Below are 26,163 nucleotides of genomic sequence, written 5' to 3'. Positions count from 1 at the left end.
ACCGGAGGAGTGCAGTGGCAGCCAGCGACCGGGCAGCATCGCCCGGAAAGTCCGGCCAAACCACCGGTAACGAGGCGCTCATGCGCGCCTCGTTGAGCGCCGTCGCGCCCGGTATGGCCCTGCGGGACGGCCTGGAGCGCATTCTCCGCGGCAACACCGGGGGTCTGATCGTGCTCGGCATGGACAAGACCGTCGAGTCGATGTGTACCGGCGGCTTCGTGCTGGACGTGGAGTTCACCGCGACCCGGCTGCGGGAGCTCGCCAAGCTCGACGGGGCCCTGATTCTCGACAAGGACATGACGAAGATCCTGCGGGCCGGCGTGCAGCTGGTCCCGGACGCGTCGATCCCCACCGAGGAGACCGGCACCCGGCACCGCACGGCGGACCGGGTCTCCAAGCAGTGCAATTTCCCGGTGGTCTCGGTCTCCCAGTCGATGCGCCTGATCGCGCTGTACGTGAACGGGGAGCGCCGGGTCCTGGAGGAGTCGGCGGCGATCCTGTCCCGCGCCAACCAGGCGCTCGCGACGCTGGAGCGGTACAAGCTGCGGCTCGACGAGGTCGCCGGGACGCTCTCCGCGCTGGAGATCGAGGACCTGGTGACCGTCCGGGACGTGACGGCGGTGGCCCAGCGCCTGGAGATGGTCCGCCGGATCGCGACGGAGATCGCGGAGTACGTGGTGGAGCTCGGCACCGACGGGCGGCTGCTGTCGCTCCAGCTGGACGAGCTGATCGCGGGCGTGGAGCCGGAGCGCGAGCTGGTCGTGCGGGACTACGTGCCGGAGCCGACCGCGAAGCGTTCGCGCACGGTGGCGGAAGCGCTGACCGAGCTGGACTCGCTGACCCACACCGAGCTGCTCGAACTCCCGGTGGTGGCGAGGGCGCTGGGCTACAGCGGTTCGCCCGAGACGCTGGACTCGGCGGTGTCGCCGCGCGGTTTCCGGCTGCTGGCGAAGGTGCCGCGGCTGCCCGGTGCGATCATCGACCGGCTCGTGGAGCACTTCGGCGGTCTGCAGAAGCTGCTCGCGGCGAGCGTGGACGACCTCCAGACGGTGGACGGGGTCGGCGAGGCGCGGGCGCGCAGCGTGCGCGAGGGGCTGTCCCGGCTGGCCGAGTCGTCGATCCTCGAACGCTACGTGTAGGGGCGGCCCCTGCACCGCTCCCCCGGGCCGGCGGCCGGAACCCCGCGGGCTCAGTCCTTCGCGAGGACGAACGAGGCGCGCTGCACCGGCTCGCCCGGCGCCTTGGCCTCCACGAGGTACGTGCCCGGCTTCGCCTTCCCCGGCGGCGGCGTCGCGCACTTGGGGGCGCTCTTGGCCCGGTCCCACTCCACGGTGTGCACGACGGTCGTCCCGGCGGGCACCTCGAGGAGCACGGGCGCCGGCTTGCGCGGGCAGTCCTTCGAGGACCACACCTCGTCGTCGTCCCCGCCCGCCTCGGTGACGGTGAACACCGCGCTCTCAGGGCCGAAGTCGGCCTTGCAGGCGGTGGACGAGGTGTTGGTGGCGAACAGGCGGAACTTCGGCTTCTCGTCGGGCGAGTAGCTGAGTTCGGTCTTCAGGGTGAGCCGGATCGAACCCGCGGCGCAGTCCGGGAGCGAGGAGCCCGCCGGTACCTGCCGCGCGACCTGCGCGCCGGAACCGGAACCCGAACCGGAACCCGAACCGGAGCCGGAGGCGGAACCCGAACCGGTTTCCTGGCCACCGCCGTTGGCGTCCGACGAGCCGGACGAGCCGCCCGCACCGTTGGACCCGCCGCCCGAACTGCCGTCCTCGTCACCGTCGCTGCCGCCGGAGCCGTTCGACTCGCCGCCCCCGCCGGGCTGTTCACTGATAGCGGGGCCGGAACCGGAAGGCCCGGGTGTGATCGAACCGGCCGGACTCGAGCCGGGCGCCTTGGAGTCGTCGTGGGACCCGCCCTTGCCGCCGCCCGAGGTGACGGCCCATGCGATCAGTACCGCGAGGAGCACGACCAGGGCCGCAGCGACCGCCCTCCGTCGCCAGTAGATGCTGGAGGGTAGCGGACCGATCGGATTGCGCAGAGATCCCACGGCGCAAACTGTACGAGAGATCCGGCCCAACTCCCGCCCCACCCGCCGCCTTGGGCACCAAGTTTTCCGGATCATCATTCCGCGAAGGCCAGTTCGGCCGCCGAGCACGCCCGAAATGACCCTGAGCGATGAAACGTTTACGCAGGGGCATCCCCCTCGATGGCGCGGAAAACGGCCCATCGGCCAGTTGCCGCAACGGCTCGCGGGGCGTGAGGCCTCTTACCGGAAGGCCGTGTCAGGATCGATGGTGCGATGACTGCCACGACTGCGACCCAGACGCCCCCCTCCGCCCTCCACACCCCCGTCATCGGGTGGTTCGACCAGCACGCCCGCGATCTTCCCTGGCGCCGCCCCGAAGCGGGTGCCTGGGGTGTGATGGTGAGCGAGTTCATGCTGCAGCAGACCCCCGTCAGCCGGGTGCTCCCGGTGTACGAGCAGTGGCTGGCCCGCTGGCCGCGCCCCGCCGACCTCGCGGCCGAGCCGCCCGGTGAGGCGGTCCGCGCCTGGGGCCGGCTCGGCTACCCGCGCCGGGCACTGCGGCTCCACGGCGCCGCCCAGGCGATAACGGAACGCCATGGCGGCGACGTACCGAGCGAGCACGCCCAGCTGCTCGCGCTGCCCGGCATCGGCGAGTACACGGCGGCGGCCGTGGCCTCGTTCGCGTACCGGCAGCGGCACGCCGTCCTGGACACCAACGTCCGCCGGGTCTTCGCCCGGGCCGCGGCCGGCATCCAGTACCCGCCGAACGCGACCACCGCCGCCGAACGCAGGCTCGCCCGGGAACTGCTGCCCGACGAGGACGAGCGGGCGGCCCGGTGGGCGGCGGCCACGATGGAGCTGGGCGCCCTCGTCTGCACCGCGAAGAACGAGGACTGCTCTCGCTGCCCGATCGCGGAGCAGTGCGCCTGGCGGCTCGCCGGGAAGCCCGCGCACCAGGGGCCGCCGCGCCGGGGCCAGACGTACGCCGGCACGGACCGGCAGGTGCGCGGCAGGCTGCTCGCCGTGTTGCGGGACGCGGTCGGGCCGGTGCCTCAGGCGGCGCTCGACGCGGTGTGGGACGAGCCGGTGCAGCGCGCCCGCGCGCTGGACGGGCTGGTCTCCGACGGGCTGGTCGAGCCGCTGTCCGGCGGGCGCTACCGGCTGCCGCTGACCTGACGGACCGGGCCGGGCCGTCTTCGTAACAAGGGGACGACCGGCCCCGCCCGCCTTCGTAACAAACGCGGACAGGGCCCGTCCTCCTCGTCACAATGACGGGGTGGGCGGGCCCTTTCCGCGTCCGGCGCGGGGCCCTTTGTCCGGGCTCGTCCTCGCGCTGTTACACAACCGATGGACAGCCGTGCGCCCTCCTATGGCTGCTCCGCACAGCCTCGTGACAACCGCTCCGTAGCGTCTGCGACGTCGGCCGCACGACCAGCGGCCGGCGGCGGTACGAGCGGTACTACGGGGTTCCACGGGGATGGAGGCGGTTGTGATGGCGCAGGGCGAGGTGCTCGGCTTCGAGGAGTACGTACGGACCAGGCAGGAGGCGCTGCTGCGCAGTGCGCGCCGGCTCGTCCCGGACCCGGTGGACGCCCAGGACCTGCTCCAGACCGCGCTGGCCAGGACGTACGGCCGCTGGGACCGCATCGAGGACAAGTCCCTCGCCGACGCCTATCTGCGCCGCGTCATGATCAACACCCGCACCGAGTGGTGGCGGGCCCGCAAGCTCGACGAGGTGCCCACCGAGCAGCTGCCCGACGCGAGCATCGAGGACGGCAGCGAGCAGCGCGCCGACCGCGCCCTGCTGATGGACATCCTGGGCGTGCTCGCTCCCAAGCAGCGCAGTGTCGTGGTCCTGCGACACTGGGAGCAGATGAGCACGGAGGAGACGGCCGCGGCGCTCGGCATGTCGGCCGGTACGGTGAAGAGCACGCTGCACCGTGCCCTGGCACGACTGCGCCAGGAGCTGGAGAACAGGGAAGCGGCGAGCCGGGATGCCCGGCTCGCCGAGGAGCGGGGGCGGGAGCGGTGCGCGGCCTGACAGGCAGCGGTGACGAGGTCACGGTCACCGGCGGTACGGGCGGGGGAACGGCCGGCGGACGCCGGCTGTCCGGCTGGGCGGCGAGCAGTGCGGCACTTGCCGGGCTCGCCGTCTTCGGGCTGTTCGCCGTCAGCTGCTCCACCGGTGGTACCGGCACCAGGGACGAGGGCCCCGCGGGTGCCGAGCCGGTGGTCCGCGTCACCCCGAGCACCACGCCCGCGTCCACGGCGAAGCCCGCGCCCCGGGTGGACGCCGTGTCGCTGCTCAAGGCGGACCCCAAGGTGAGCGGGCAGGTCCGGATGGGCCTGAAGCCGTGCAGCGGCGACGAGTACCCGGTGGACTCCTCGTACGGGAAACTCACCGGCGGCGCCTCCCCGGACGTCGTGGTGAACGTGATGACCTGCGGCGATTCCGTGGGCGTCGGCACGTACGTCTACCGGCCGCGCGCCGACGGCACGTACGAGAACGTCTTCGCCGTCGAGCAGCCCGCCGTCTACGGCACCATCGACCGGGGGGACCTGGTGGTGACGACCCAGGTGTACGAGAAGAAGGACTCCGTGGTCTATCCCTCGGGCGAGGAAGTGATCACGTACCACTGGGCGAGCGGCCGGTTCGGCGAGCTGGACCGGGTGCACAACGACTTCAACCGAGCCGTGGGCGGCGGTGACGGAGACCTTCCCGCGCCCACGGAACCGTCGAGGAACTGAGAGCTTTCCGATGGCCGAGACCCATGTGCTGTTCGTCGAGGACGACGACGTCATCCGCGAGGCCACCCAGCTGGCGCTGGAGCGGGACGGCTTCGCGGTCACCGCGGTGCCCGACGGGCTGACCGGCCTGGAGGCGTTCCGGGCGAAGCAGCCCGACATCGCACTGCTCGACGTGATGGTCCCCGGTCTGGACGGGGTCAGCCTCTGCCGCCGCATCCGGGACGAGTCGACGGTCCCGGTGATCATGCTGTCGGCGCGGGCCGACTCCATCGACGTGGTCCTCGGCCTGGAGGCCGGCGCCGACGACTACGTGACCAAGCCCTTCGACGGGGCCGTCCTGGTCGCCCGGATCCGGGCCGTGCTGCGCCGCTTCGGCCACGCGTCGGGCGGCCGGGCCGGCGGCGGGCAGCCGGAGCCCGCGGCCGAGGGCGGGGTGCTCGTCTTCGGGGACCTGGAGGTCGACACCGAGGGCATGGAGGTCCGCAGGGGCGGTGCGCAGGTGGGGCTGACCCCGACCGAGATGCGGCTGCTGCTCGAGTTCTCGTCGGCGCCCGGCACGGTTCTCTCCCGCGACAAGCTCCTTGAGCGGGTCTGGGACTACGGCTGGGGCGGCGACACCCGGGTCGTGGACGTCCATGTGCAGCGGCTGCGGACGAAGATCGGCCAGGACCGCATCGAGACCGTCCGCGGCTTCGGCTACAAGCTCCGGGCATGAGGCGGCCATCCCTGCGGACGGGTGTCCGCTGGAAGATCAGCATCGCGATCGCCTCCGTCGGCGCCCTGATCGCGGTCGCGCTGAGCCTGGTGGTGCACAACGCGGCCCGCGTCTCGATGCTGGAGAACGCCCGCGAGGTGCAGCTGGAGCGGCTGACGTACGCGCAGCTGCTGTACGAGGCGAAGAGGACGAAGAAGGCCGACCCCCGGTTCGGGGCGAAGCTCAACGACCCCACGATGCCGCAGAGCCTGCGCGCGGAGACCCGCCGCAACCGCCGCGCCACGCACGTCGAGGATGCCGGCGGGGTGCCCGACGTCTGGGCCGCCGTGCCGGTGGGCAACGGGAACGTGCTGTCGCTGCACACCCGGTTCGCGGACCGCTCGACCACGATCATGGGCGATCTGGACCGGGCCCTGATCATCGGTTCCGTCTCGGTGGTCCTCGGCGGCTCCGCGCTGGGCGTCCTGATCGGCGGCCAGCTCTCGCGCCGGCTGCGCAAGGCGGCCGCGGCGGCGGGGAAGGTCGCCCAGGGCAACACGGACGTCCGGGTCAGGGACGCGGTCGGCGGTGTCGTGCGCGACGAGACCGATGAGCTGGCCGGTGCGGTGGACGCGCTGACCGACGCGCTGAACGAGCGGATCGAGGCGGAGCGCCGGGTCACCGCGGACATCGCGCACGAGCTGCGGACCCCGGTGACCGGGCTGCTCACGGCGGCGGAGCTGCTGCCGCCGGGCCGCCCGACGGAGCTGGTGCGCGACCGGGCGCAGGCGATGCGCACGCTGGTCGAGGACGTCCTTGAGGTGGCCCGGCTGGACAGCGCGTCGGAGCGGGCCGAGCTCCAGGAGATCGCGCTCGGCGAGTTCGTCAGCCGCCGGGTCGCGCTGCTGGACCCGGAGGTGCGGGTGCAGGTGGTCCACGAGTCCTGGGTGAACACGGACCCCCGCCGCCTGGAGCGCATCCTGGGCAACCTGCTGGGCAACGCGGCCAAGCACGGGTCGACCCCGGTGGAGGTCACGGTCGAGGGGCGGGTGGTCCGGGTCCGCGATCACGGGTCCGGGTTCCCGGCGGCGCTGCTGAAGGAGGGGCCGAGCCGGTTCCGTACCGGGTCGACGGACCGGGCCGGGCACGGGCACGGGCTCGGGCTGACCATCGCGGCCGGGCAGGCCCGGGTGCTGGGGGCCCGGCTGACCTTCCGGAACGCGGCGCCGGCGGGCGCGGCGGAGGGCAGCGGCGGGGCGGTCGCGGTGTTGTGGCTGCCCGAGCACGCGCCGACGGACACGGGGAGCTACCCGATGCTCCAGTTCGCGGAGCAGCGGGGCCCGGCCGTGGAGCCGGGGGCCGGGAAGCGGGTCTGACGACTACAAAGAGGGCCCCGGGACGCGTGTCCCGGGGCCCTTCGCGTACGTACGTGACCGGATCAGATCTCCGCGACCGCCGGGGCGGCCTTGGCCTCCGGGCCGGCGCCCCGCAGCGGGACCTCCTTGACGAAGAAGGAGGCGACGACCGCGACCAGGCCGACGGACGCGCCGACCAGGAAGGCGATGTGCGTACCGGAGGACACCGCGAACTCGTACGCCTCGCGCACCGGCACCGGCAGCTTGGCCAGGCTCGCCGCGTCCAGCTGGGCGGAGTGCGCGGTGGCCCCGCCGCCGCCGTGGGCCGCCATCTCGTCCTGGACCCTGCCGGTGAACAGCGCGCCCATGATGGCGACGCCGAAGGAGCTGCCGAGGGTCCGGAAGAGGGTGGTGGAGGAGGAGGCGACGCCCATGTCCTTCAGCTCGACGCTGTTCTGCGCGACGAGCATCGTGATCTGCATCAGGAAGCCCATGCCGGCGCCGAGCACCGCCATGTAGAGCCCCGAGGTGAAGCGGGTCGTACCGGTGTCCATCTGCGCGAGCAGGAAGAGGCCGATGACCATGAGGATCGAGCCCACGATGGGGAAGATCTTGTACTTGCCGGTGCTGGTGGTGACGCGGCCCGCGACGAGCGAGACGACCATCATCGACAGCAGCATCGGCAGGAGCAGCAGTCCGGAGTTGGTCGCGGAGGCGCCCTGGACGGACTGCTGGAACAGCGGCAGGAAGAGCACCGCGCCGAACATCACGAACCCGGCCATGAAGCCGACCACGGACATGAGCGTGAAGTTGCGGTTGCGGAAGATGTGGAGCGGGATGATCGGCTCGGCGGCCTTCGTCTCGACGAAGAGGAAGCCGGCCAGCGCGGCGACGCCGATCGCGATGAGCTCCATGATGACCGCGGAGTTCCAGTCGTACTCGGAACCGCCCCAGGTGGTGACCAGCACGATCGCGGTGATGCCGACGGTGAGCAGCGCGGCGCCGAGGTAGTCGACGTTCCGCTTGGTGCGCTCCCGCTTGGGCAGGTGCAGGACCGTGGTGATCATGAACAGGGCGACGGCGCCGAGCGGCAGATTGATGTAGAAGCTCCAGCGCCAGCCGAGGTGGTCGGTAATGGTGCCGCCGACCAGCGGTCCGCCGATCATGGCGATGGCCATCACACCGGCCATCATGCCCTGGTACTTGCCGCGCTCACGGGGTGGCACGAGGTCGCCGATGATCGCCATGACGCCGACCATCAGGCCGCCGGCGCCGAGGCCCTGGACGGCCCGGAAGCCGATGAGCTGGCCCATGTCCTGGGCCATGCCACTGAGGACCGAGCCGATCAGGAAGATCACGATGGACGTGAGGAAGATGCCCTTGCGCCCGTACATGTCGCCGAGCTTGCCCCAGATGGGGGTGGCCGCGGCGGTGGCCAGGGTGTAGGCGGTGACGACCCACGAGAGGTGTTCGAGGCCGCCGAGGTCGCCGACGATGGTCGGCATCGCGGTGCCGACGATCAGGTTGTCGAGCATCGCCAGCAGCATGGCGATCATCAGGGCGAGGACCACCACCCGGACGCTGCGCTGCTGCGGAGCCGAGGGTTCCGCCTTCGTGGCCGGTGGGCCGTCCGCCTTCCCGTCGGCCGTCTTGATCAGGTCCGCCATCTTCCCCAACTCCCCAGTCACCCTGCTCACCGGGCCCTTACTTGCCGCCCGGCTAGTTGATTACACTGGAGGAAGGTAGACCCGTAACTAGCCGGGCGTCAAGTAAGTTTTTTTGGGAGAGCACCATGGGCAGCACGCCGCAGCCGCGCCGGGGCAACACCCGTCAGCGCATCCAGGACGTCGCCCTGGAGCTCTTCGCCGAGCAGGGGTACGAGAAGACCTCGCTGCGGGAGATCGCCGAGAAGCTGGACGTCACCAAGGCGGCGCTCTACTACCACTTCAAGACGAAGGAAGACATCCTCGTCTCCATCTTCGAGGACCTGAACCGGCCGGTGGAGGAACTGATCGCCTGGGGCGAGACCCAGCCGCGGACCCTGGAGACGAAGACGGAGATCCTGCGCCGCTACAGCAACGCGATGGCGCACGCGGCCCCGCTCTTCCGCTTCATGCAGGAGAACCAGGCGACGGTACGCGATCTGAGCATCGGCGAGACCATCAAGCACCGGGTCCTGGGTCTGGTGGACCTGATCAAGGAACCCGACGCGCCGCTCACCGACCAGGTGCGGTGCTTCAGCGCGCTCTTCACCCTGCACGCGGGGATGCTCGCCCTGAAAGACGTCGACGGCGACCCCGAGGAGAAGCGCAAGGCCGCTCTCGAAGTCGCCGTCGAACTGGTCACCCGGGCCCATGACCCGGAAACCCCCCGGTAGCCGGGGGGCGGGGGGACGGCCGGATCGGACGTATCAGACGTTGATGCCGTGCTTGTGCAGGAAGTTGACCGGGTTGACCGCCGAACCGTAGTTCGGGGTGGTCCGGATCTCGAAGTGCAGGTGCGGGCCGCTGGAGTTGCCGGTGTTGCCGGACAGGGCGATCTTCTCGCCCTTCTTCACGTGCTGGCCGATGTGCACGTCGATCTTGGACAGGTGCGCGTACTGGGAGTACGTGCCGTTGCCGTGCGAGATCACGATGGCGTTGCCGTACGCGGGGCCGTCGCCGCCGCCGTTCGGGCCGGCCTTGACGATCGTGCCGGAGTGGGCGGCATCGACCTTGGTGCCGATCGGCACGGCGAAGTCCTGGCCGGAGTGCTTGTGCGCCCAGCGGCTGCCGTCGTTGCCGAAGCTCGCGCTCAGCTCGTACTTGCTGACCGGGGTCTCCCAGGGGAGCTTCGCGGCGCGCTTGGCAGCGGCCTTCTTCTTGGCGGCGGCCTTCTTCTTCGCGGCGTCGGCCTTCTTCTTGGCCTCCTCCGCCTTGTGCTTGGCGGCCTTGCCCTGCGCGGCAGCCTGCTGGGCGACCGAGTCGGCGGTGGTGGTGGCCACCGGGTTCGAGGCCCGGGGGGCGTCCGCAGTGCCGGCCGCGAACGCAGCACCCGCACCGAGAACCATCGATGTCCCCAGACCGGCTGCCACCACAGCGCCGCGAACACGGGACACGGACGGGCGGCGGGACTGGAACGTAACGCGCTTCGACATAAGCGGAAATCCTCCGAAGATGACTGGACCCGGCGGCGTGCCGGGCTGGCCATACCTTGGTAACCCGCACCCCCACCGGGGCTCAAACACCCCATCTACGACCAAAAGCCGTAGAAGGCCCCCCGGGAATTCACGCGTCGGACTCCGGTCCGAGCCCCTCCGAAGGGCTCCCGAAAGTCCTCGCCGGAACAGGTTTAGAGCCAGTCCCAAACCGCCCCAACCGGACATACGCCCCCTGTGCGGGCATACGGCACCTCTCATGCCGAGGGCCCGTCCGCCGCAGGGCCGAAAGGCCCCCGCCGGATCGGGCCCGTTACTCCTATGGCGGCTAGTAGGCCTCGAATGGCCTGTGCGCCTTGTCACCGGCGGTGGGACCGAAGGCCGTCCGTTTCGGGACCTTCAGCCCGGTGCCGACACCTACCCGACGGGCAGTGCGGTCACCTTCTTGGCGTGTACGGCGACCAGTCGCTTGCCGCCCGAGGCCAGGTACCAGCGGTCGATGTCGCCGGAACCGTCGTTGTACGTCCACAGCAGCTTGCCGCTGTCCGGGGCGAAGGCGTGGACGCCGCCGTTGTCGTCGAACTCGGTCGCCCCGTAGAGGACGTCGCCCACCTTGGCGAACTGCCAGGGGGCGGCCACGTCCAGGCTTTCCTTGTTGTGCCAGTGGCGCTTCCCGGTCGCCGGGTCGACGGCCCACAGGGCGTGCACCGTGTCGGAGGCGTAGAGGACGCCGTCCAGCACCGCCGGGTCGTTGAACCGGCTGTACTTCTCGGTCGCCAGGGACCAGCGGTCGGCGCCCGTCTCCAGGTCGAAGGCGCGCAGCTCCTCGTCGATGGCGATGATGACGAGGCCCTCGTGGACCACGAAGCCGCGGTTGCTGGTGCGGCCGATCTTCTTCGTCCAGACCTGGTGGCCGGTCGCGGTGTCGCGGACCGTGAGGTTCTTGCGGAAGTCCGTGTAGACGAGGCGCTTGCCGGAGGTCTGCGCGGTGATGCCGTTCTGCTCGGTGCCGTGGTCGCGCTGCTCGCGCCAGACGACCTTGCCGGAGCCGGTGGAGATGGCGGCGATGACGTTGTCGGGGGTCCGGAACTCCTTGTCCAGGATTCCCGCGACGACGTAGACGTGGTCGGCGTCGGCGGCGATGACCCGGGGCTGGGAGTACTCCTTGTCGCCCAGCCGGCTGCGCCAGGTGTCCCGGCCGGTCTTCGGGTCGAGTCCGATGATGTTGCCGTCGTACTTGGCGCTGGCCAGGTAGAGGGTGCCGTCGCCGATCAGCATGCTCGCGCCGGGGGTGGTCACCTCGGCGCGGGACCAGATCTCCTTGCCGGTGGCCAGGTCGCGGGCGACCAGCGGGTCGCCGGAGACGAGCACCACGTCGTCGACCACGGCGACCGCGGATATCCACGCCAGTCCGTCGAAGGTGGTGGTGTGCTGCCAGGCGGGCTTCGGCTTCTCACCGGGTGCGGGGGCCGCCCCTCCCGGCTTCCCGGACTCCCCCGGCTTCTGCGATCCCGAGCCGCCGCCCCCGGCCGGCTCCTCCTCCGGTCCGCAGGCCGCGGCCCCGGCGCCCAGCAGGGACAGTCCTGCCCCGGCACCGGCCAGCCTGATCATCCGCCTGCGTGACACGTCGCCTCTGCCCATGGCGTGCCCGTCCCCCTCGTTCGTCGCGTGATCCGGGCTCTTCATTCGCAATCGAGAAGCCCATCCGGGCAGGCCGCCCGAAGCGGGGCCAGACTAACGAGCGTTTTTCGATCAATGCGCGTAGCGAACGCGACCGGAACGTTCCTGTGACGCCGCTGTCACCGTGTCCGCGACGCGCGAAAGGGGCGGCCCCGGCCGGTCGAAACCGGTCCGGGGCCGCCCCTTTCGGACGTTCGGGCGCTACTGCCGGGAGGGGCAGCGGGCGCCTGTCACGCCTCCTTCGACATGTTCGGGCCGGCGCCGCCTGCCGCCTGCTCGATCGGCGGGACGTCGGGCAGAGCCGACTTCTCCTCGCCGCGGAAGGTGAACTTCTGGTCGTCACCCTCGCCCTCGCTGCCGACGACCACGATGTGGCCGGGGCGCAGCTCGCCGAAGAGGATCTTCTCGGAGAGGACGTCCTCGATCTCGCGCTGGATCGTCCGGCGCAGCGGCCGGGCGCCCATCACGGGGTCGTAGCCCTTCTTCGCGAGCAGCTTCTTGGCGTCCGTGCTGAGCTCGATGCCCATGTCACGGTCCTTGAGCCGCTCGTCCACCTTCGCGACCATCAGGTCGACGATCTCGATGATGTCTTCCTGGCTGAGCTGGTGGAAGACGACGGTGTCGTCGACACGGTTGAGGAACTCGGGCCGGAAGTGCTGCTTGAGCTCTTCGTTGACCTTGACCTTCATCCGCTCGTAGTTCGTCTTGACGTCGCCCTGGGCGGCGAAGCCCAGGTTGAAGCCCTTGGAGATGTCCCGGGTCCCGAGGTTGGTCGTCATGATGATGACCGTGTTCTTGAAGTCCACGACCCGGCCCTGGGAGTCGGTCAGGCGACCGTCCTCCAGGATCTGGAGCAGGGAGTTGAAGATGTCGGGGTGGGCCTTCTCGACCTCGTCGAAGAGGACGACGGAGAACGGCTTGCGGCGCACCTTCTCGGTGAGCTGCCCGCCCTCCTCGTAGCCCACGTAGCCGGGAGGCGAACCGAAGAGACGCGAGACCGTGTGCTTCTCGCTGAACTCCGACATGTCGAGGGAGATCAGCGCGTCCTCGTCACCGAAGAGGAACTCGGCGAGCGTCTTGGAAAGCTCGGTCTTACCGACACCGGACGGGCCGGCGAAGATGAACGAGCCACCGGGGCGCTTCGGGTCCTTCAGGCCGGCCCGCGTACGGCGGATCGCCTGCGAGAGCGCCTTGATGGCGTCCTTCTGGCCGATGACGCGCTTGTGGAGCTCGTCCTCCATGCGCAGCAGCCGGGAGGACTCCTCCTCGGTCAGCTTGAAGACCGGGATGCCGGTGGCGGTGGCGAGGACCTCGGCGATGAGCTCGCCGTCGACCTCGGCCACGACGTCCATGTCGCCGGCCTTCCACTCCTTCTCGCGCTTGGTCTTCGCCGCCAGCAGCTGCTTCTCCTTGTCGCGGAGGGAGGCTGCCTTCTCGAAGTCCTGGGAGTCGATGGCCGACTCCTTGTCGCGGCGCACGCCCGCGATCTTCTCGTCGAACTCGCGGAGGTCCGGCGGCGCGGTCATCCGGCGGATGCGCATCCGGGAACCGGCCTCGTCGATCAGGTCGATCGCCTTGTCCGGCAGGAAGCGGTCCGAGATGTAGCGGTCGGCCAGCGTCGCGGCCTGGACCAGCGCCTCGTCCGTGATGGACACGCGGTGGTGGGCCTCGTAGCGGTCGCGCAGGCCCTTGAGGATCTCGATGGTGTGCGGCAGCGACGGCTCCGCGACCTGGATGGGCTGGAAGCGGCGCTCGAGCGCGGCGTCCTTCTCCAGGTGCTTGCGGTACTCGTCGAGCGTGGTGGCACCGATGGTCTGGAGCTCGCCTCGCGCCAGCATGGGCTTGAGGATGCTCGCGGCGTCGATCGCGCCCTCGGCGGCGCCCGCACCCACCAGGGTGTGGAGCTCGTCGATGAACAGGATGATGTCGCCGCGGGTGCGGATCTCCTTGAGGACCTTCTTCAGGCGCTCCTCGAAGTCACCGCGGTAGCGGGAGCCGGCGACCAGCGCGCCGAGGTCCAGGGTGTAGAGGTGCTTGTCCTTGAGGGTCTCGGGCACCTCGCCCTTGACGATGGCCTGCGCCAGGCCCTCGACGACCGCCGTCTTGCCGACGCCGGGCTCGCCGATGAGGACCGGGTTGTTCTTGGTACGGCGGGAGAGCACCTGCATGACCCGCTCGATCTCCTTCTCGCGCCCGATGACCGGGTCGAGCTTGGATTCGCGAGCGGCCTGCGTGAGGTTGCGGCCGAACTGGTCGAGCACCAGCGACGTGGAGGGCGTGCCCTCCGCGGGGCCGCCCGCCGTGGCCGCCTCCTTGCCGCCCGAGTACCCGGACAGCAGCTGGATGACCTGCTGGCGCACCCGGTTCAGGTCGGCGCCGAGCTTCACGAGGACCTGGGCGGCGACGCCCTCGCCCTCGCGGATCAGGCCGAGCAGGATGTGCTCCGTACCGATGTAGTTGTGGCCGAGCTGGAGGGCCTCGCGGAGCGACAGCTCCAGGACCTTCTTGGCTCGGGGCGTGAAGGGGATGTGGCCGGACGGGGCCTGCTGGCCCTGACCGATGATCTCCTCCACCTGCTGGCGGACCGCCTCGAGCGAAATCCCGAGGCTCTCCAGGGCCTTAGCGGCGACACCCTCACCCTCGTGGATCAGGCCCAGGAGGATGTGCTCGGTGCCGATGTAGTTGTGGTTGAGCATCCGGGCTTCTTCCTGAGCCAGGACGACAACCCGCCGCGCGCGGTCGGTGAACCTCTCGAACATCGTTAATCGCTCCTCAGAGCGGTCAGGCAGTAAGGGGTCGGTCCCCTCCCTGTCCTTCCGCAGCTTAGTCCCGCAAGCGGGGACCGCTCATTTCAACTGCCGACACCCGGCCTTGCTTCCTGGCGGTTCCTCCGCCCCGAACGCCGACAACTCCTCCAACCCGATGGTGCGAGACGATGTTCCCGCAGGCCAGGCCAATACCCCAGTCGCCAGTACGCCGATGGCGAACGTGAGACGTGCATGGCTTGCGTGTCGCCCCTCCCCACTAGGGATGTCTTACCCGCAATTACAGACAGTCCATGCGGCGTACGCGGGTTCCCTCCGCTACGGGCGAACATCTTCGTACTCCTGAATGCGCCCGTACGCCCCCAACCCGGACACCCTATGCGTTTGCCCGTAAGCGCCGCGTAACCCGGAGGGCCGGTCGGGGGTTGTTCCGTCATGGCCCTCACCGTCCCGCCGCCCCGTGTCCCGCCTCCCGCCGAGCGGGGCGGTGAGGTACGGGGCGAGCCCTGGGGCGGGTGGTACGAGCGGGAGCTGGGCTGGGCCACGGCGGGCACCTCGCCGGTGCGGCTGCTGACCGGGCTGCGGTTCGACGCGCTCGTCGTCCCCGCCGTCGCCGGTCACGCGGCACTGCGGCGGGTGGGCCCGACCGGGCCGGTGGCGCTCATGGGACTACGGATGACGCTGCTGGTGGCGCCGGGGAGCGCGGAGGAGCTGCCGGGGCTGCTCGACTGGCTGGAGTGGAGCGGGGTCGCGCTCTCGCTGGGCCGGCTGGGCGCGGGCGGGCGGATCACCGCTCCGCCGCCGCCCGGGCATCCGGCGGAGCCGGGGGCCGCCTCATGGCTGCGACCCCCCCGGCCGTCACGGAAACAGGACGAAGTGCCGGTTCTCCCGGCCTTCTCCGGCTTCGGGAGCAGTCGTGGCGATGCTCCCGACCTCGTCCGGCTCGTGGACGCCGTGGCGACGGAATGCCACCGGGCGCGGCTGGCGCGCGCCCGGGCGGGTGTCTCCCCCGATGAACCCGCCGCTCAGCCGTTGGCCTTCTCGTAGGCCTCGCGGATCCCGGCGGGAACGCGGCCGCGGTCGTTCACGTCGTGGCCGTTCTCGCGGGCCCACTTGCGGATCTCGGCGGTGTCCTTGCTGCCGCCGGAGACGGCACGGCCCTTGCCGCGGCCCGACGCCGTACGGCCACCGGTACGCCGGCCGCTCTTCGCGTAGGGCTCAAGAAGGGAACGCAGCTTGTCCGCGTTGGCGGTGGTGAGGTCGATCTCGTAGGACTTGCCATCCAGCGCGAACGTCACCGTCTCGTCCGCCTCGCCACCGTCGAGGTCGTCAACAAGAAGGACCTGAACCTTCTGTGCCACTGGATTTCCTTTCATCGAAAATGGAGTACGCGGAAAGGAAACCGCTTTTCCCCGGAAAACACAAACCCCCGGTAGGGGTTCGACTGCTCAAGGAGACGGGAAACGTACGCGATTCGGACATAGGGATCGCCCTACTTCCCGCGGTCACAGGTGCAGAAGCATCCGGCTGTTGCCCAAGGTGTTCGGCTTCACTCGTTCGAGACCCAGGAACTCCGCGACTCCCTCGTCATAGGAACGCAGCAGCTCGCTGTAGACATCTCCGTCGACCGGCGTCTCTCCGATCTCCACGAAGCCGTGCTTCGCGAAGAACTCGACTTCGAAGGTGAGGCAGAAAACCCGGCGGACGCCCAGCCAGCGGGCGGTCCGCAGCAGCTTGTCGAGGACTTGATGCCCCACTCCGGCGCCCTTGAGGCCGTGGTCCACGGCGAGCGTACGGACTTCGGCGAGGTCTTCCCACATCACGTGCAGTGCGCCGCAGCCGACGACCGAGGCGTCCTCGTCCCGTTCGGCGATCCAGAACTCCTGGATGTCCTCGTAAAGCGTCACCGTGGCTTTGTCGAGGAGGATGCCTTCCCGCACGTAGCCGTCGAGGAGACGGCGGACGGCCGGCACATCGCTCGTCCGTGCGCGCCGGACGGTGATGGCCACGTTTATAACCGACGGTTCGGTCTGCAAATCGGTTTGCGGAAGCTCTGAGGACATACGCAGACGCTATCGCCCGGACTCCGGCTCCGCGTCATCGGCCGCTTCCCCGGGGTCGGGCGCCGAGCCGTCCTCGGGAAGAGTGGGCAGAACGATCCGCATCGCGTCCCGCAGCGCCTCGCGCTGCTCGGCCGACATCATCCCGAAGAACGCGACCAGCGCGGCCGCCGGGTTGTCGCTGCGCGACCAGGCTTCGTTCATCAGGGCGGCGGCGTATGCGGCGCGGGTGGAGACGGCCGTATATCGATATGCGCGGCCCTCCACTTCGCGGCGGACCCAGCCCTTCTGATGGAGATTGTCCATTACCGTCATGACGGTGGTGTAGGCGATGGACCGCTCCTGCTGAAGGTCCTCCAGGACTTCCCGCACAGTGACCGGACGGTTCCATTCCCAGACCCGTGTCATCACGGCGTCCTCGAGCTCTCCCAATTGACGGGGCACAGCGTCACCTTAGTGCCACATGTCTGGAATGCGTGGTTATTTACACAGCAAAAGGGCGTACGGCTCTTCGGGAGCCGTACGCCCTTTCGGTACGCCGGGTGTGCGGGTACGCGCCTCGGGAGGGTCAGGCCCCTTCGGCGCGCGGGGTCTGGTGGACCGACTCGGCGCGGCTGATCGCCGCGTCCACGGCCGCGTCCTCCTTGGCCTTGTTGGGACCGCCCTGGCTCTTGACGATCGTCACGACCAGGCCGATGAAGAAGGCGGCCATCACCACGGGGGGCACGAGCGCGGATACGTAGTCCATGCCGTCCAGAGTAGCGAGCCCCTCCCGGCCCCCCGGAGAGGCCCTACCCCGCGCGGCGCTGCGGGGGCTGGGGCACGGGACGGCGCGGCGGGAAGACCTCCGAGGGCTTCGGGGCCGGCCGCTCCGGCGGGGGTACGGGACGGCCCGGGGCCGCCGGCGTCTTCGGCTTGTCCGGCTCCGCGGCGCGCCCGCCGGGGAGCGCGGTGAGGCGGCTGCGGGGTGCGGGGGCGGTCGCGTGCACGGCCCGTCCGGCGAGGCGGGCGCGTACCGAGCGCTCCGCGATCATCTGGCAGCGCTCCAGGAGCGCGGCGGCGAGCGGTCCGCCGCGCAGGGCGCGCAGCGCGGCCAGATCCTCGGGGCGGGGGTCGTAGCCGGCGGCCAGGGCGTCCTGGAGGAGTTCCAGGTAGCCGGTGAGGGAGCCGGGGAGGGAGTCGCGGTAGCGGACGAGGTCGGCGAGGAGGAAGGCGCGCAGCCGTCCGGCCTCGGCGACGGCGTCGTCCACACTGCCCGCCAGCCGCAGGCAGTCCTGGACATCCTCGTCGGGCAGGGGCGCGGGGTGCAGGGCGAAGGCGAGGGCGCGTCGGAGCACTCGCAGCTCGTCCGCGCTGAACGCCATACCGCCACGTGATCCGTAGGGCGTGGGCATGACGCGACAATACGTGCTAAAGGGACAAAATCCGCTTAACTGGTCGTCGGTGGCGCGGCGGCTCCGGAGAGCCGCCGCGCACGGAACCGCCGGTCAGGGCCCCTTCCGCTAGAGGCGCGACACGTTGCGCTCGTACACCAGGCGCAGCCCGATGAGGGTCAGCCAGGGCTCGTGCTCGTCGATGACGGAGGACTCGTTCAGCACCATCGGAGCAAGGCCGCCCGTCGCGATGACGGTGACGTCGTCCGGGTCGTCCGCCAGCTCCTTCTTCATCCGGTCCACGACGCCGTCGACCTGGCCCGCGAAGCCGTAGATGATGCCCGCCTGCATGGCCTCGACGGTGTTCTTGCCGATGACGCTGCGCGGCCGGGCCAGCTCGATCTTGCGCAGCTGTGCGCCCTTGACGCCCAGCGCCTCGACGGAGATCTCGATGCCGGGCGCGATGACGCCCCCGGTGTACTCGCCCCTGGCCGAGACCGCGTCGAAGGTGGTGGCCGTGCCGAAGTCGACGACGATCGCCGGACCGCCGTACAGGTCGACGGCGGCGACCGCGTTGATGATGCGGTCCGCGCCGACCTCCTTCGGGTTGTCCATCAGGATCGGCACCCCGGTCTTGATGCCGGGCTCCACGAGCACGGCCGGGACGTCGCCGTAGTAGCGGCGGGTCACCTCGCGCAGCTCGTGCAGCACGGCCGGGACCGTGGAGCAGATCGCGATGCCCTCGATGCCGTCACCCAGCTCCATGCCGAGCAGCGGGTGCATGCCCATCAGGCCCTGGAGCAGCACGGCGAGTTCGTCCGCGGTGCGGCGGGCGTCGGTGGAGATCCGCCAGTGCTCGACGATCTCCTCGCCGTCGAACAGGCCGAGGACGGTGTGGGTGTTCCCGACGTCGATGGTGAGCAGCATCAGGCGCCGGCCCCGTCGGTGTCGCGGAAGTCCAGGCCGATGTCCAGGATCGGCGAGGAGTGGGTCAGCGCGCCGACGGCCAGGTAGTCGACCCCGGCCTCCGCGTAGGCGCGGGCCGAGTCGAGCGTGAGCCGGCCGGAGGACTCCAGGACCGCCCGCCCGGCGGTCAGGGCGACCGCGTCGGCGGTCTCGGCCGGGGTGAAGTTGTCCAGCAGGATCAGGTCGGCGCCCGCGTCCAGCACCTCGGCGAGCTGGGCCGGCGTGTCCACCTCGACCTCGATCGGGACGTCCGGGAACTCCTCCCTGACCCGCTTGAACGCCTCGGCGACCCCGCCCGCCGCGATGACGTGGTTGTCCTTGACAAGCGCGGCGTCGGACAGCGAGAACCGGTGGTTGACGCCGCCGCCGCAGCGCACCGCGTACTTCTCCAGTGCGCGCAGGCCCGGGGTCGTCTTGCGGGTGTCGCGGACCTCCGCCTTGGTGCCCTCCAGTACGTCGGCCCAGGCGCGGGTGGCGGTGGCGATGCCGGAGAGGCGGCAGAGCAGGTTGAGGGCGCTGCGCTCGCCGGTGAGGAGGTCGCGGGTGCGGGTGGTGACGGTCAGCAGCTTCTGGCCGGGGACGACGCGGTCGCCGTCCTCGACGTGCCGCTCGACCTCGAACTCGGAGGTGCAGACGATCGACAGGACCGCCTCCGCGACGCGCAGACCGGCCACCACGCCGGCCTCGCGGGCCGTGAAGTCACCGGTGGCCATGGCGTCCTCGGCGACGGTGGCGACGGTCGTGACGTCCACCCCGCCGTCCAGGTCCTCCGCGATGGCCAGGTGCGCGATGTCCTCGACCTGGATGGGGTCCAGGCCGGATTCGACGAGGAGCTGGGCGAGCGCGGGGTCGAGCCCGCACTCCTCGTACTCCTCGTCGCCGCCGCAGCCGCAGCCGTCACCGCAGCCGCCGGCGGCGGGTGCGGGCGCGCCGACCCGGATCAGCGGTACGTCCACGGGAGTGGGGCGCGGATTCTCTTCGGGCGTGCTCACGGTTACGGCTCCTCGGGAGTGGGGTGGGTGGTGCTCGTCGCTGCGCAGTCTGCTGCCCCGGGCGCGTCCACGGGCCCGAACGCCTCGGTATCCGTCCGACGGAGGACGAGACCGCCGTCGGGGCCGAGCCGTACGACGAGGTGGCGGCGCCAGTTCGCGTCGTCGCGCTCGGGGCGGTCCTCGCGCCAGTGGCAGCCGCGGGTCTCCTCGCGGCGGCGGGCCGCGGCGACCAGGACCCGGGAGACCAGCAGCAGGTTCGTGGCCTCCCACGCCTCGACCCCGGGCACGGCGGGCTTCGCCTCGGCGGCCGCGGTGGGGTGGCCGGCGCCGCGGTGCAGTGCGTCGAGCGCCTCGTCGGCGGCGGCCAGGCTCTCGCCGGAGCGCAGCACTCCGGCTCCCCGGCTCATGACGCGCTGGATGGTGGTCCGGGTCTCGGGGGCCAGGAGCGGGACGTGACCCCGGTCCGCCTCGACGGCGTCGCCCGCGCGGGGGCGGGTGGCGACGATGTCGGCCGCGATGCGCTCGGCGAAGACCAGTCCTTCGAGCAGCGAGTTGGAGGCCAGCCGGTTGGCCCCCTGCACCCCGGTGCAGGCGGCCTCGCCGCAGGCGTACAGGCCGGGCACGGTCGTACGGCCCCGCAGGTCGGCGCGGACGCCGCCGGAGGCGTAGTGCGCGGCGGGGGCGATGGGGATCGGCTCGGTGACGGGGTCGATGCCGTGGGACCGGCAGGCGGCCAGGATGGTCGGGAAGCGCCGCTCCCACATCTCGGCGCCGAAGTGGCGGCCGTCGAGGTACATGTGGTCGGTGCCCTTGAGCTGCATCTGACGCGTGATGCCCTTGGCGACGATGTCGCGCGGGGCCAATTCCGCCAGTTCGTGCTGCCCGAGCATGAAGCGCGTACCGGACGCGTCGACGAGGTGGGCGCCCTCGCCGCGTACCGCTTCGGAGACCAGCGGCTGCTGGCCCTCGGAGCCGGCGCCGAGGAAGAGGACCGTGGGGTGGAACTGGACGAACTCCAGGTCGGAGACCTCCGCGCCGGCCCGCAGCGCCAGAGCCACGCCGTCGCCGGTGGAGACCGAGGGGTTGGTGGTGGCGGAGAAGACCTGGCCCATGCCGCCGGTGGCCAGGACCACGGCCGGGGCATTGACCGCGCCCACGCCGTCGTGCTGGCCCTCGCCCATGACGTGCAGGGTGACACCGGCGGTACGGCCTTCGGCGTCGGTGAGGAGGTCGAGCACGAGGGCGTTCTCGACGGTGTGCAGGGCGGCCTCGCGGACCGCCTCGACCAGGGCGCGGGAGACCTCGGCGCCGGTCGCGTCGCCGCCCGCGTGGATGATGCGGCGGCGGTGGTGGCCGCCCTCGCGGGTCAGGGCGACGGAGCCGTCCTCGGCGGTGTCGAAGCGGGCGCCGGTCTCCATGAGCCGGCGCACCGCGTCGGGGCCGTCCGTGACCAGGGCGCGCACGGCGGCCTCGTCGCAGAGGCCGGCGCCGGCGACCAGGGTGTCGTCCAGGTGCTGTTCGGGGGTGTCTCCCTCGCCGAGGGCCGCGGCGATGCCGCCCTGGGCCCAGCGGGTGGAGCCGGCCTCCAGGCGGGCCTTGGTGACGACGACGGTGGCGAGGCCCGCCGCCGCGCAGCGCAGCGCGGTGGTGAGCCCGGCGACGCCGGAGCCGACGACCACGACATCGGCGTCGATGGACCAGCCGGGTGCGGGGGCGGTCAGCCGTATTCCGGTCACGGGGTCGCTCCGAAGGTGAGGTGGATGTTGTCGATGAGGCGGGTGGCGCCGACCCGGGCGGCCACGGCGAGGATCGCCTCGCCGGCCGTGCGGTCGTCGGGGATCTCGGTGAAGTCGGACGGGTCCACGAGCGCCACGTAGTCCAGGTCGAGCGGCGGGCTCGCGGCCTCCGCGTCCTCCAGGACCGTGCGGGCCGCGGCGCGCACGGCGGCGGGTCCGGCGTCCGGGCGGGCGCGGGCCACCGCCTGGGCGTCGGCCGCGAGGCGGGCCTCGCCGAGCCGGTTGAGCCCGGCGGCCCTGTCCTCGGTCGCGCCGGTGGCCCGCGCGCGGGCGTGCAGCGCGGCCTGGGCGGCGAGGCGGTCGCGGGCCGCGAACAGGGCCCGGGACAGGGCGAGCGCGGTGCGGCGCTCGTGCGCGTCGAGGAAGCGGTTGCGGCTGGAGAGCGCGAGGCCGTCCGGCTCGCGGACCGTCTCGACGCCGACGATCTCCACCGGGAAGTTCAGGTCGCGCACCATGCGCCGGATCAGCGCTAGCTGCTGGGCGTCCTTCTGCCCGTAGAACGCGGTGTCGGGGCGGGTGAGGTGGAGGAGCTTGGCGACGACGGTGAGCATGCCGTCGAAGTGCCCGGGGCGCGAGGCCCCCTCCAGCCGCTCGCCCATCGGGCCCGCCGAGATCCGGACCTGAGGCTCGCCGCCCGGGTAGACCTCGTCGACGGACGGGGCGAAGACCACGTCGGCGCCCGCCGCCCCGGCCACCGCGAGGTCGGCGTCGAGCGTGCGCGGGTAGCGGTCGAGGTCGGCGGCCTCACCGAACTGGAGCGGGTTGACGAAGACGGTGACGACGACCTGCCCGGCGGGGCCCGCGTGGGCGCGGGCGGCGCGGATCAGGGAGGCGTGGCCCTCGTGCAGGGCGCCCATGGTCATGACGACGGCCCGCCGCCCCCCGGAGGCGTACGCGTGCAGCTCGGCGGCCGTGTGGAGCAGGGCCGGGGTGGATGCGGTCGCGGTCATCAGGACTCCTCCGGTCCGCTGCCGGTGTCGCCGGAAGGGGTCGGGCCGCCGGGGCCGGACGGGCCGGAGCCGCCGTCCGCGAGGACGTCGAGCAGGTCCTCCGCCAGCTCCGGCTTGAGCAGGCCGTGGGCCAGGGCGCGGTCCGCCGTGGCGCGGGCCATCGCGACGTAACCGGCGACCGCCTGCGGGGCATGGGCGCGCAACTCGCCGATGTGCGCGGCGACCGTGCCGGCGTCGCCGCGCGCGACCGGGCCGGTGAGCGCCGCGTCGCCGGAGCGCAGGGCGTTGTCCAGGGCGGCGCCGAGCAGCGGGCCGAGCATCCGGTCGGGGGCGGTGACCCCGGCGGTGCGCAGCAGCTCCATCGACTGGGCGACCAGCGTGATCAGGTGGTTCGCGCCGAGGGCGAGGGCCGCGTGGTAGAGCGGGCGGGACTCCTCCGCGACCCACTCCGGTTCGCCGCCCATCTCGATCACCAGCGCCTCGGCGGCGAGCCGCAGCTCGTCGGGCGCGGTGACGCCGAAGGAGCAGCCGGCCAGCCGCTGGACGTCCACGGAGGTACCGGTGAACGTCATCGCGGGGTGCAGGGCGAGCGGCAGGGCGCCGGCCCGCCGCGCGGGGTCCAGCACCTTCGTCCCGTACCGCCCGGAGGTGTGGACGAGGAGCTGTCCGGGGCGGACGGCCCCGGTTTCGGCCAGCCCTTCGACGAGCCCGGGCAGGGCGTCGTCGGGGACGGTCAGCAGGACGAGCTCGGCGCGCGCGAGGACGTCGGCGGGCGTCACGAGGGGCACGTCGGGGAGCAGGGCGGCGGCGCGCCGCACCGAGGCGTCGGAGACGCCCGAGACGGCGACCGGGCGGTGTCCGGCGAGGGCGAGGGACGCGGCCAGGGCGGGGCCGACACGGCCCGCCCCCACCACGCCGACGGTGAGCCGGGCGGGGCGGTCCCTCGCGTCGAGGGGGTCCTTGGGAGCTGTTGCGTTCACACTGCGGGCCTTCCGTTCCAGTCCGCGGGGGGTACCGGACGATTCCTCTGCATGCTACGCCAGCGTCCGCCCCGCCATCCCGGCTGTCCACAGGCTGTGGATACCGCGCTCGGCGGGCGCCGGAAACCGCCTGGGCAGGTCCGGCGTTCTGCGTGATGATCGTCCCATGGCATACATGAACACGCAGGTGAAGGACGGGGCGGCGGACGAGGGCGCGGCCGGGGACGTCGAGGCCCGGCGGCTGCGGCAGCTCAGCGCGTGGCGGCAGGCCGGGCGCGTCCTGTCCCGCCTCCCCCAGGACGGCACGCTCGGCGAGCAGCTGACCGCCCTGGCGGACGCCGGGACGGTCACCGACCTCGATCTGCCCGCGGACATCTACGGGAACGGCGTCGTCGGCGAGCTGGAGCAGCGGGTCGCCGGGCTGCTGGGCACGGAGGCCGCCGTGTTCTTCCCGACCGGGACGATGGCCCAGCAGGTCGCGCTGCGCTGCTGGGCGGGCCGCACCGGCAACGCCACCGTGGCCCTGCACCCCCTCGCCCACCCCGAGATGCACGAGGGCGGCGCCCTGGGGGCGGTGAGCGGGCTGCGCACCGTCCACCCGACGTCCGATCCGAGGCTGCCCACGGCTGACGAGGTCCGCGACTTCCCGGAGCCGTTCGGCACGCTGATGCTGGAGCTGCCGCTGCGGGACCCCGGTTTCCTGCTGCCCGCCTGGGAAGAGCTGGAAGCCGTGGTGGCCGCCGCGCGCGAGCGGGACGCGGTGGTCCACTTCGACGGGGCCCGGCTGTGGGAGTGCGCCACGCACTTCGGACGCGGGCTGCCGGAGATCGCCGCACTCGCGGACAGCGTGTACGTGTCGTTCTACAAGTCCCTCGGCGGGATCTCCGGGGCCGTGCTCGCCGGTTCCGCCTCGCTGGTCGAGGAGGCCCGCGTCTGGCGGCACCGGTACGGCGGCCTGCCGTTCCAGCAGTTCCCGGCGGCGGTGGCGGCCCTGGCGGGGCTGGACCGCGAGCTGCCGAAGCTGCCCTCGTACGTGGCCCACGCCAAGGTGGTGGCCGAGGCGCTGACCGAGGGGTTCACGCAGGCCGGCGCGGGCTGGTTCCGGGTGCATCCGGAACCGCCGCAGACCCACCAGTTCCAGGTGTGGCTGCCGTACGGGGCCGACGAGCTGACGGAGGCGTCGGTGCGGCAGGCGGAGGAGACGGGCACGGCCCTCTTCCGCCGCTGGTTCACGCCCTCCACCGGTGCGCCCGGGGTGTCGTTCACCGAGGTGACCGTGACGGAGGCCGGGCTGGAGTGGACGGCCCAGGACGTACGGGACGCGGTGGCCGCGTTTCTGGAGCGGGTGCCGGGGAAGAGCTGAGCCGGCCCGTCCCCCGGACGGATCCGGTCGGGGACGCGGATTGACGCCGCCCGCCGTCAACGCCTGCCGTTCGGCGCCCGCCGTCAACGCCCGCCGTTTGACGCCCGCCGTCAATCCGCGTCCGGGCTGTCGTACCCACCCGGCACCATGGACGGGTGAGCGTCACCATCGACATCGCGGGGCTCGACCCCGCCCGCATCGTCTTCGCGACCTCCCCGCTCGTCGAGCTGGGGGTCGCCCTTCACGCGCTCTCCGAGCCGGGGCACCATCCGGGCCTGCACGGCTGGGCGACGGCCACCACCACGGCCCTGGAGCCCGACCTCGCCGACCGGCTGCACGAGGCGGAGTTCCTGTGGCGGAACACCTTCTCGGACATATTCATGCCGTTCGCCGGGATCACCGGGGGCGACGCCGCGACGGGCGCCGACCTCGCCGCCGACCTGGACATCCTGGACCGGCTCGACGACGACCGGTTCGTCTCCGCCGCCCTGGAGTTCACCTGCGCCGCCTTCTACGGGACCGGCGCCGACTCCCCGCTGCGCAACGCGGGTGCGCGCGCCCGGGCCCTGGACATGGCGGCGGCGCGCGGCCCGCGCCAGGTGGAGTTCACCCAGCGGCTGCTGGCCGACCCCGCCCCGGTACGCCGCTGGCTGCGCCGCCTGTTCGAGGACTGCGACCGGGCGTTCTTCGCGGACACCTGGGAGCGGACGCGGATCCAGCTGGTGGCGGACGCGCGGCACAAGACCGACCTGCTGCGGCGCAAGGGCCTCGGCGAGGCGATACGGGCGGTCTCCCCCGCGCTCTCGCTCGACGCGGACGGCGGCAGGATCAGCGTGGACAAGCTGACCGAGGGGTCGACCGACGCCACGGACCCGGCCGTCGGCCCCGGGCTCACGCTGATCCCGACCAGCTTCGGCTGGCCGCATCTGATGGTGCTGCACGCCCCGGGCTGGCGCCCGGTGATCCACTACCCGGTGCACCGGCCCGAACTGCCCGTGCCCGCCTCCGTGGAGCTGCTCCAGCTCAGGATGGACGCGCTGGCGCACCCGATGCGGATGCGGCTGTGCCGGAACATCGCGCGCTCCCCGTACACGACCGGCGAACTGGCCGACACCAACGGGATCACGGCGCCCGAGGTCTCCCGCCATCTCGCGGTGCTCAAGAAGGCGGGCCTGGTCACGACCCGGCGGCGCGGCCGGTACGTGCTGCACCAGCTGGACCTGACCGTGGTGGCCCGGCTCGGCAGCGACTTCCTGGAGGGCATCCTGCGTTAGGCAGG

25 protein-coding genes are annotated in these 26,163 nt (G+C 71.7%); 10 read left to right on the top strand and 15 right to left on the bottom strand.

Going from position 1 to position 26,163, the window contains the following annotated elements; genetic code table 11:
* Positions 1–14: 14 nt before the first annotated feature.
* Positions 15–1,139, top strand: coding sequence for a DNA integrity scanning diadenylate cyclase DisA (gene disA / locus BLW14_RS17880; RefSeq protein ID WP_026171409.1), 1,125 nt, complete (start codon positions 15–17; stop codon positions 1,137–1,139).
* 50 nt (positions 1,140–1,189) lie between these two features.
* On the opposite strand, the gene BLW14_RS17875 is transcribed toward disA, so the two are convergent.
* Complete coding sequence (locus tag BLW14_RS17875) at positions 1,190–1,966, bottom strand: hypothetical protein (RefSeq protein ID WP_093708252.1); 777 nt, start codon at positions 1,964–1,966, stop codon at positions 1,190–1,192.
* Between the two features lie 333 nt (positions 1,967–2,299).
* Here BLW14_RS17875 and BLW14_RS17870 point away from each other — a divergent pair, with 333 nt between their 5' ends.
* From BLW14_RS17870 to cseC, 5 genes are all read left to right on the top strand, one after another.
* The gene (locus tag BLW14_RS17870; protein WP_093708251.1) at positions 2,300–3,202 is read left to right on the top strand and encodes an HhH-GPD family protein; all 903 of its coding nucleotides are present in this window, start codon (positions 2,300–2,302) and stop codon (positions 3,200–3,202) included.
* 316 nt (positions 3,203–3,518) lie between these two features.
* On the top strand, positions 3,519–4,067 hold the full coding sequence (locus BLW14_RS17865) for a SigE family RNA polymerase sigma factor (RefSeq protein ID WP_093708250.1): 549 nt from the start codon (positions 3,519–3,521) through the stop codon (positions 4,065–4,067).
* The gene (locus BLW14_RS17860; protein ID WP_093708249.1) at positions 4,055–4,774 is read left to right on the top strand and encodes a hypothetical protein; all 720 of its coding nucleotides are present in this window, start codon (positions 4,055–4,057) and stop codon (positions 4,772–4,774) included. The genes BLW14_RS17865 and BLW14_RS17860 overlap by 13 nt, the downstream gene beginning before the upstream one ends.
* A 10-nt stretch (positions 4,775–4,784) precedes the next feature.
* Complete coding sequence (cseB, locus tag BLW14_RS17855; protein ID WP_093708248.1) at positions 4,785–5,489, top strand: two-component system response regulator CseB; 705 nt, start codon at positions 4,785–4,787, stop codon at positions 5,487–5,489.
* Positions 5,486–6,844, top strand: coding sequence for a two-component system sensor histidine kinase CseC (gene cseC, locus BLW14_RS17850; protein ID WP_093708247.1), 1,359 nt, complete (start codon positions 5,486–5,488; stop codon positions 6,842–6,844). The genes cseB and cseC overlap by 4 nt, the downstream gene beginning before the upstream one ends.
* 62 nt (positions 6,845–6,906) lie before the next feature.
* On the opposite strand, the gene BLW14_RS17845 is transcribed toward cseC, so the two are convergent.
* Entirely contained in the window at positions 6,907–8,490 is a 1,584-nt protein-coding gene (locus tag BLW14_RS17845; RefSeq protein ID WP_093708246.1) for an MDR family MFS transporter, read from the bottom strand.
* A gap of 125 nt (positions 8,491–8,615) precedes the next feature.
* Between BLW14_RS17845 and BLW14_RS17840 the strand changes: the two genes are divergently transcribed.
* The gene (locus BLW14_RS17840) at positions 8,616–9,200 is read left to right on the top strand and encodes a TetR/AcrR family transcriptional regulator (RefSeq protein WP_093708245.1); all 585 of its coding nucleotides are present in this window, start codon (positions 8,616–8,618) and stop codon (positions 9,198–9,200) included.
* A 33-nt stretch (positions 9,201–9,233) separates the two neighbouring features.
* Here the strand turns inward: BLW14_RS17840 and BLW14_RS17835 are convergent, their stop codons facing one another.
* The 3 genes from BLW14_RS17835 to BLW14_RS17825 form a co-directional block, all read right to left on the bottom strand.
* Positions 9,234–9,959: a M23 family metallopeptidase gene (locus BLW14_RS17835; protein ID WP_177154016.1), complete on the bottom strand. Its 726-nt coding sequence runs from the start codon at positions 9,957–9,959 to the stop codon at positions 9,234–9,236.
* Between the two features lie 417 nt (positions 9,960–10,376).
* Entirely contained in the window at positions 10,377–11,570 is a 1,194-nt protein-coding gene (locus tag BLW14_RS17830) for a PQQ-binding-like beta-propeller repeat protein (RefSeq protein WP_093710772.1), read from the bottom strand.
* Positions 11,571–11,869: 299 nt separating this feature from the next.
* The gene (locus tag BLW14_RS17825) at positions 11,870–14,398 is read right to left on the bottom strand and encodes an ATP-dependent Clp protease ATP-binding subunit (RefSeq protein WP_093708243.1); all 2,529 of its coding nucleotides are present in this window, start codon (positions 14,396–14,398) and stop codon (positions 11,870–11,872) included.
* A 441-nt stretch (positions 14,399–14,839) separates the two neighbouring features.
* Between BLW14_RS17825 and BLW14_RS17815 the strand changes: the two genes are divergently transcribed.
* A complete protein-coding gene (locus tag BLW14_RS17815) occupies positions 14,840–15,451 on the top strand; it encodes an SCO3374 family protein (RefSeq protein WP_093708242.1) in 612 nt (203 codons plus the stop codon).
* Here BLW14_RS17815 and BLW14_RS17810 read toward each other — a convergent pair.
* The 10 genes from BLW14_RS17810 to BLW14_RS17765 form a co-directional block, all read right to left on the bottom strand.
* Positions 15,430–15,765 carry a histone-like nucleoid-structuring protein Lsr2 gene (locus BLW14_RS17810; protein WP_093708241.1) on the bottom strand — a complete coding sequence of 112 codons (336 nt, stop codon included), beginning with the start codon at positions 15,763–15,765 and terminating at the stop codon, positions 15,430–15,432. The genes BLW14_RS17815 and BLW14_RS17810 overlap by 22 nt on opposite strands.
* A gap of 144 nt (positions 15,766–15,909) precedes the next feature.
* Complete coding sequence (locus BLW14_RS17805; RefSeq protein WP_093708240.1) at positions 15,910–16,467, bottom strand: amino-acid N-acetyltransferase; 558 nt, start codon at positions 16,465–16,467, stop codon at positions 15,910–15,912.
* Between the two features lie 9 nt (positions 16,468–16,476).
* The gene (locus tag BLW14_RS17800; protein ID WP_093708239.1) at positions 16,477–16,908 is read right to left on the bottom strand and encodes a BlaI/MecI/CopY family transcriptional regulator; all 432 of its coding nucleotides are present in this window, start codon (positions 16,906–16,908) and stop codon (positions 16,477–16,479) included.
* Positions 16,909–17,032: 124 nt separating this feature from the next.
* The gene (locus tag BLW14_RS17795; protein ID WP_093708238.1) at positions 17,033–17,212 is read right to left on the bottom strand and encodes a hypothetical protein; all 180 of its coding nucleotides are present in this window, start codon (positions 17,210–17,212) and stop codon (positions 17,033–17,035) included.
* Positions 17,213–17,255: 43 nt separating this feature from the next.
* Positions 17,256–17,828 carry a hypothetical protein gene (locus BLW14_RS17790; protein WP_093708237.1) on the bottom strand — a complete coding sequence of 191 codons (573 nt, stop codon included), beginning with the start codon at positions 17,826–17,828 and terminating at the stop codon, positions 17,256–17,258.
* A 138-nt stretch (positions 17,829–17,966) separates the two neighbouring features.
* Entirely contained in the window at positions 17,967–18,764 is a 798-nt protein-coding gene (locus BLW14_RS17785; protein WP_093708236.1) for a type III pantothenate kinase, read from the bottom strand.
* Entirely contained in the window at positions 18,764–19,795 is a 1,032-nt protein-coding gene (gene nadC, locus BLW14_RS17780) for a carboxylating nicotinate-nucleotide diphosphorylase (protein WP_093708235.1), read from the bottom strand. The genes BLW14_RS17785 and nadC overlap by 1 nt, the downstream gene beginning before the upstream one ends.
* 2 nt (positions 19,796–19,797) lie before the next feature.
* Positions 19,798–21,531: an L-aspartate oxidase gene (locus tag BLW14_RS17775; protein WP_093708234.1), complete on the bottom strand. Its 1,734-nt coding sequence runs from the start codon at positions 21,529–21,531 to the stop codon at positions 19,798–19,800.
* A complete protein-coding gene (gene panC, locus BLW14_RS17770) occupies positions 21,528–22,541 on the bottom strand; it encodes a pantoate--beta-alanine ligase (protein ID WP_093708233.1) in 1,014 nt (337 codons plus the stop codon). The genes BLW14_RS17775 and panC overlap by 4 nt, the downstream gene beginning before the upstream one ends.
* Positions 22,541–23,521 (bottom strand): Rossmann-like and DUF2520 domain-containing protein, encoded by a 981-nt coding sequence (locus tag BLW14_RS17765; protein WP_093708232.1) that lies wholly within the window; start codon positions 23,519–23,521, stop codon positions 22,541–22,543. The genes panC and BLW14_RS17765 overlap by 1 nt, the downstream gene beginning before the upstream one ends.
* Before the next feature lie 166 nt (positions 23,522–23,687).
* Here BLW14_RS17765 and BLW14_RS17760 point away from each other — a divergent pair, with 166 nt between their 5' ends.
* Both BLW14_RS17760 and BLW14_RS17755 read left to right on the top strand, forming a co-directional pair.
* Positions 23,688–24,884 carry a threonine aldolase family protein gene (locus BLW14_RS17760; RefSeq protein WP_093708231.1) on the top strand — a complete coding sequence of 399 codons (1,197 nt, stop codon included), beginning with the start codon at positions 23,688–23,690 and terminating at the stop codon, positions 24,882–24,884.
* 155 nt (positions 24,885–25,039) lie between these two features.
* A complete protein-coding gene (locus tag BLW14_RS17755) occupies positions 25,040–26,158 on the top strand; it encodes a DUF5937 family protein (RefSeq protein ID WP_093708230.1) in 1,119 nt (372 codons plus the stop codon).
* Positions 26,159–26,163 lie beyond the last annotated feature (5 nt).

Origin of the sequence: Streptomyces sp. 2131.1 (assembly GCF_900105515.1) — a bacterium.
Taxonomy (GTDB): Bacteria; Actinomycetota; Actinomycetes; order Streptomycetales; family Streptomycetaceae; genus Streptomyces; species Streptomyces drozdowiczii.
Note: the sequence above shows the minus strand (reverse complement) of the source record. Positions and strands in the feature narration are given on the sequence as shown.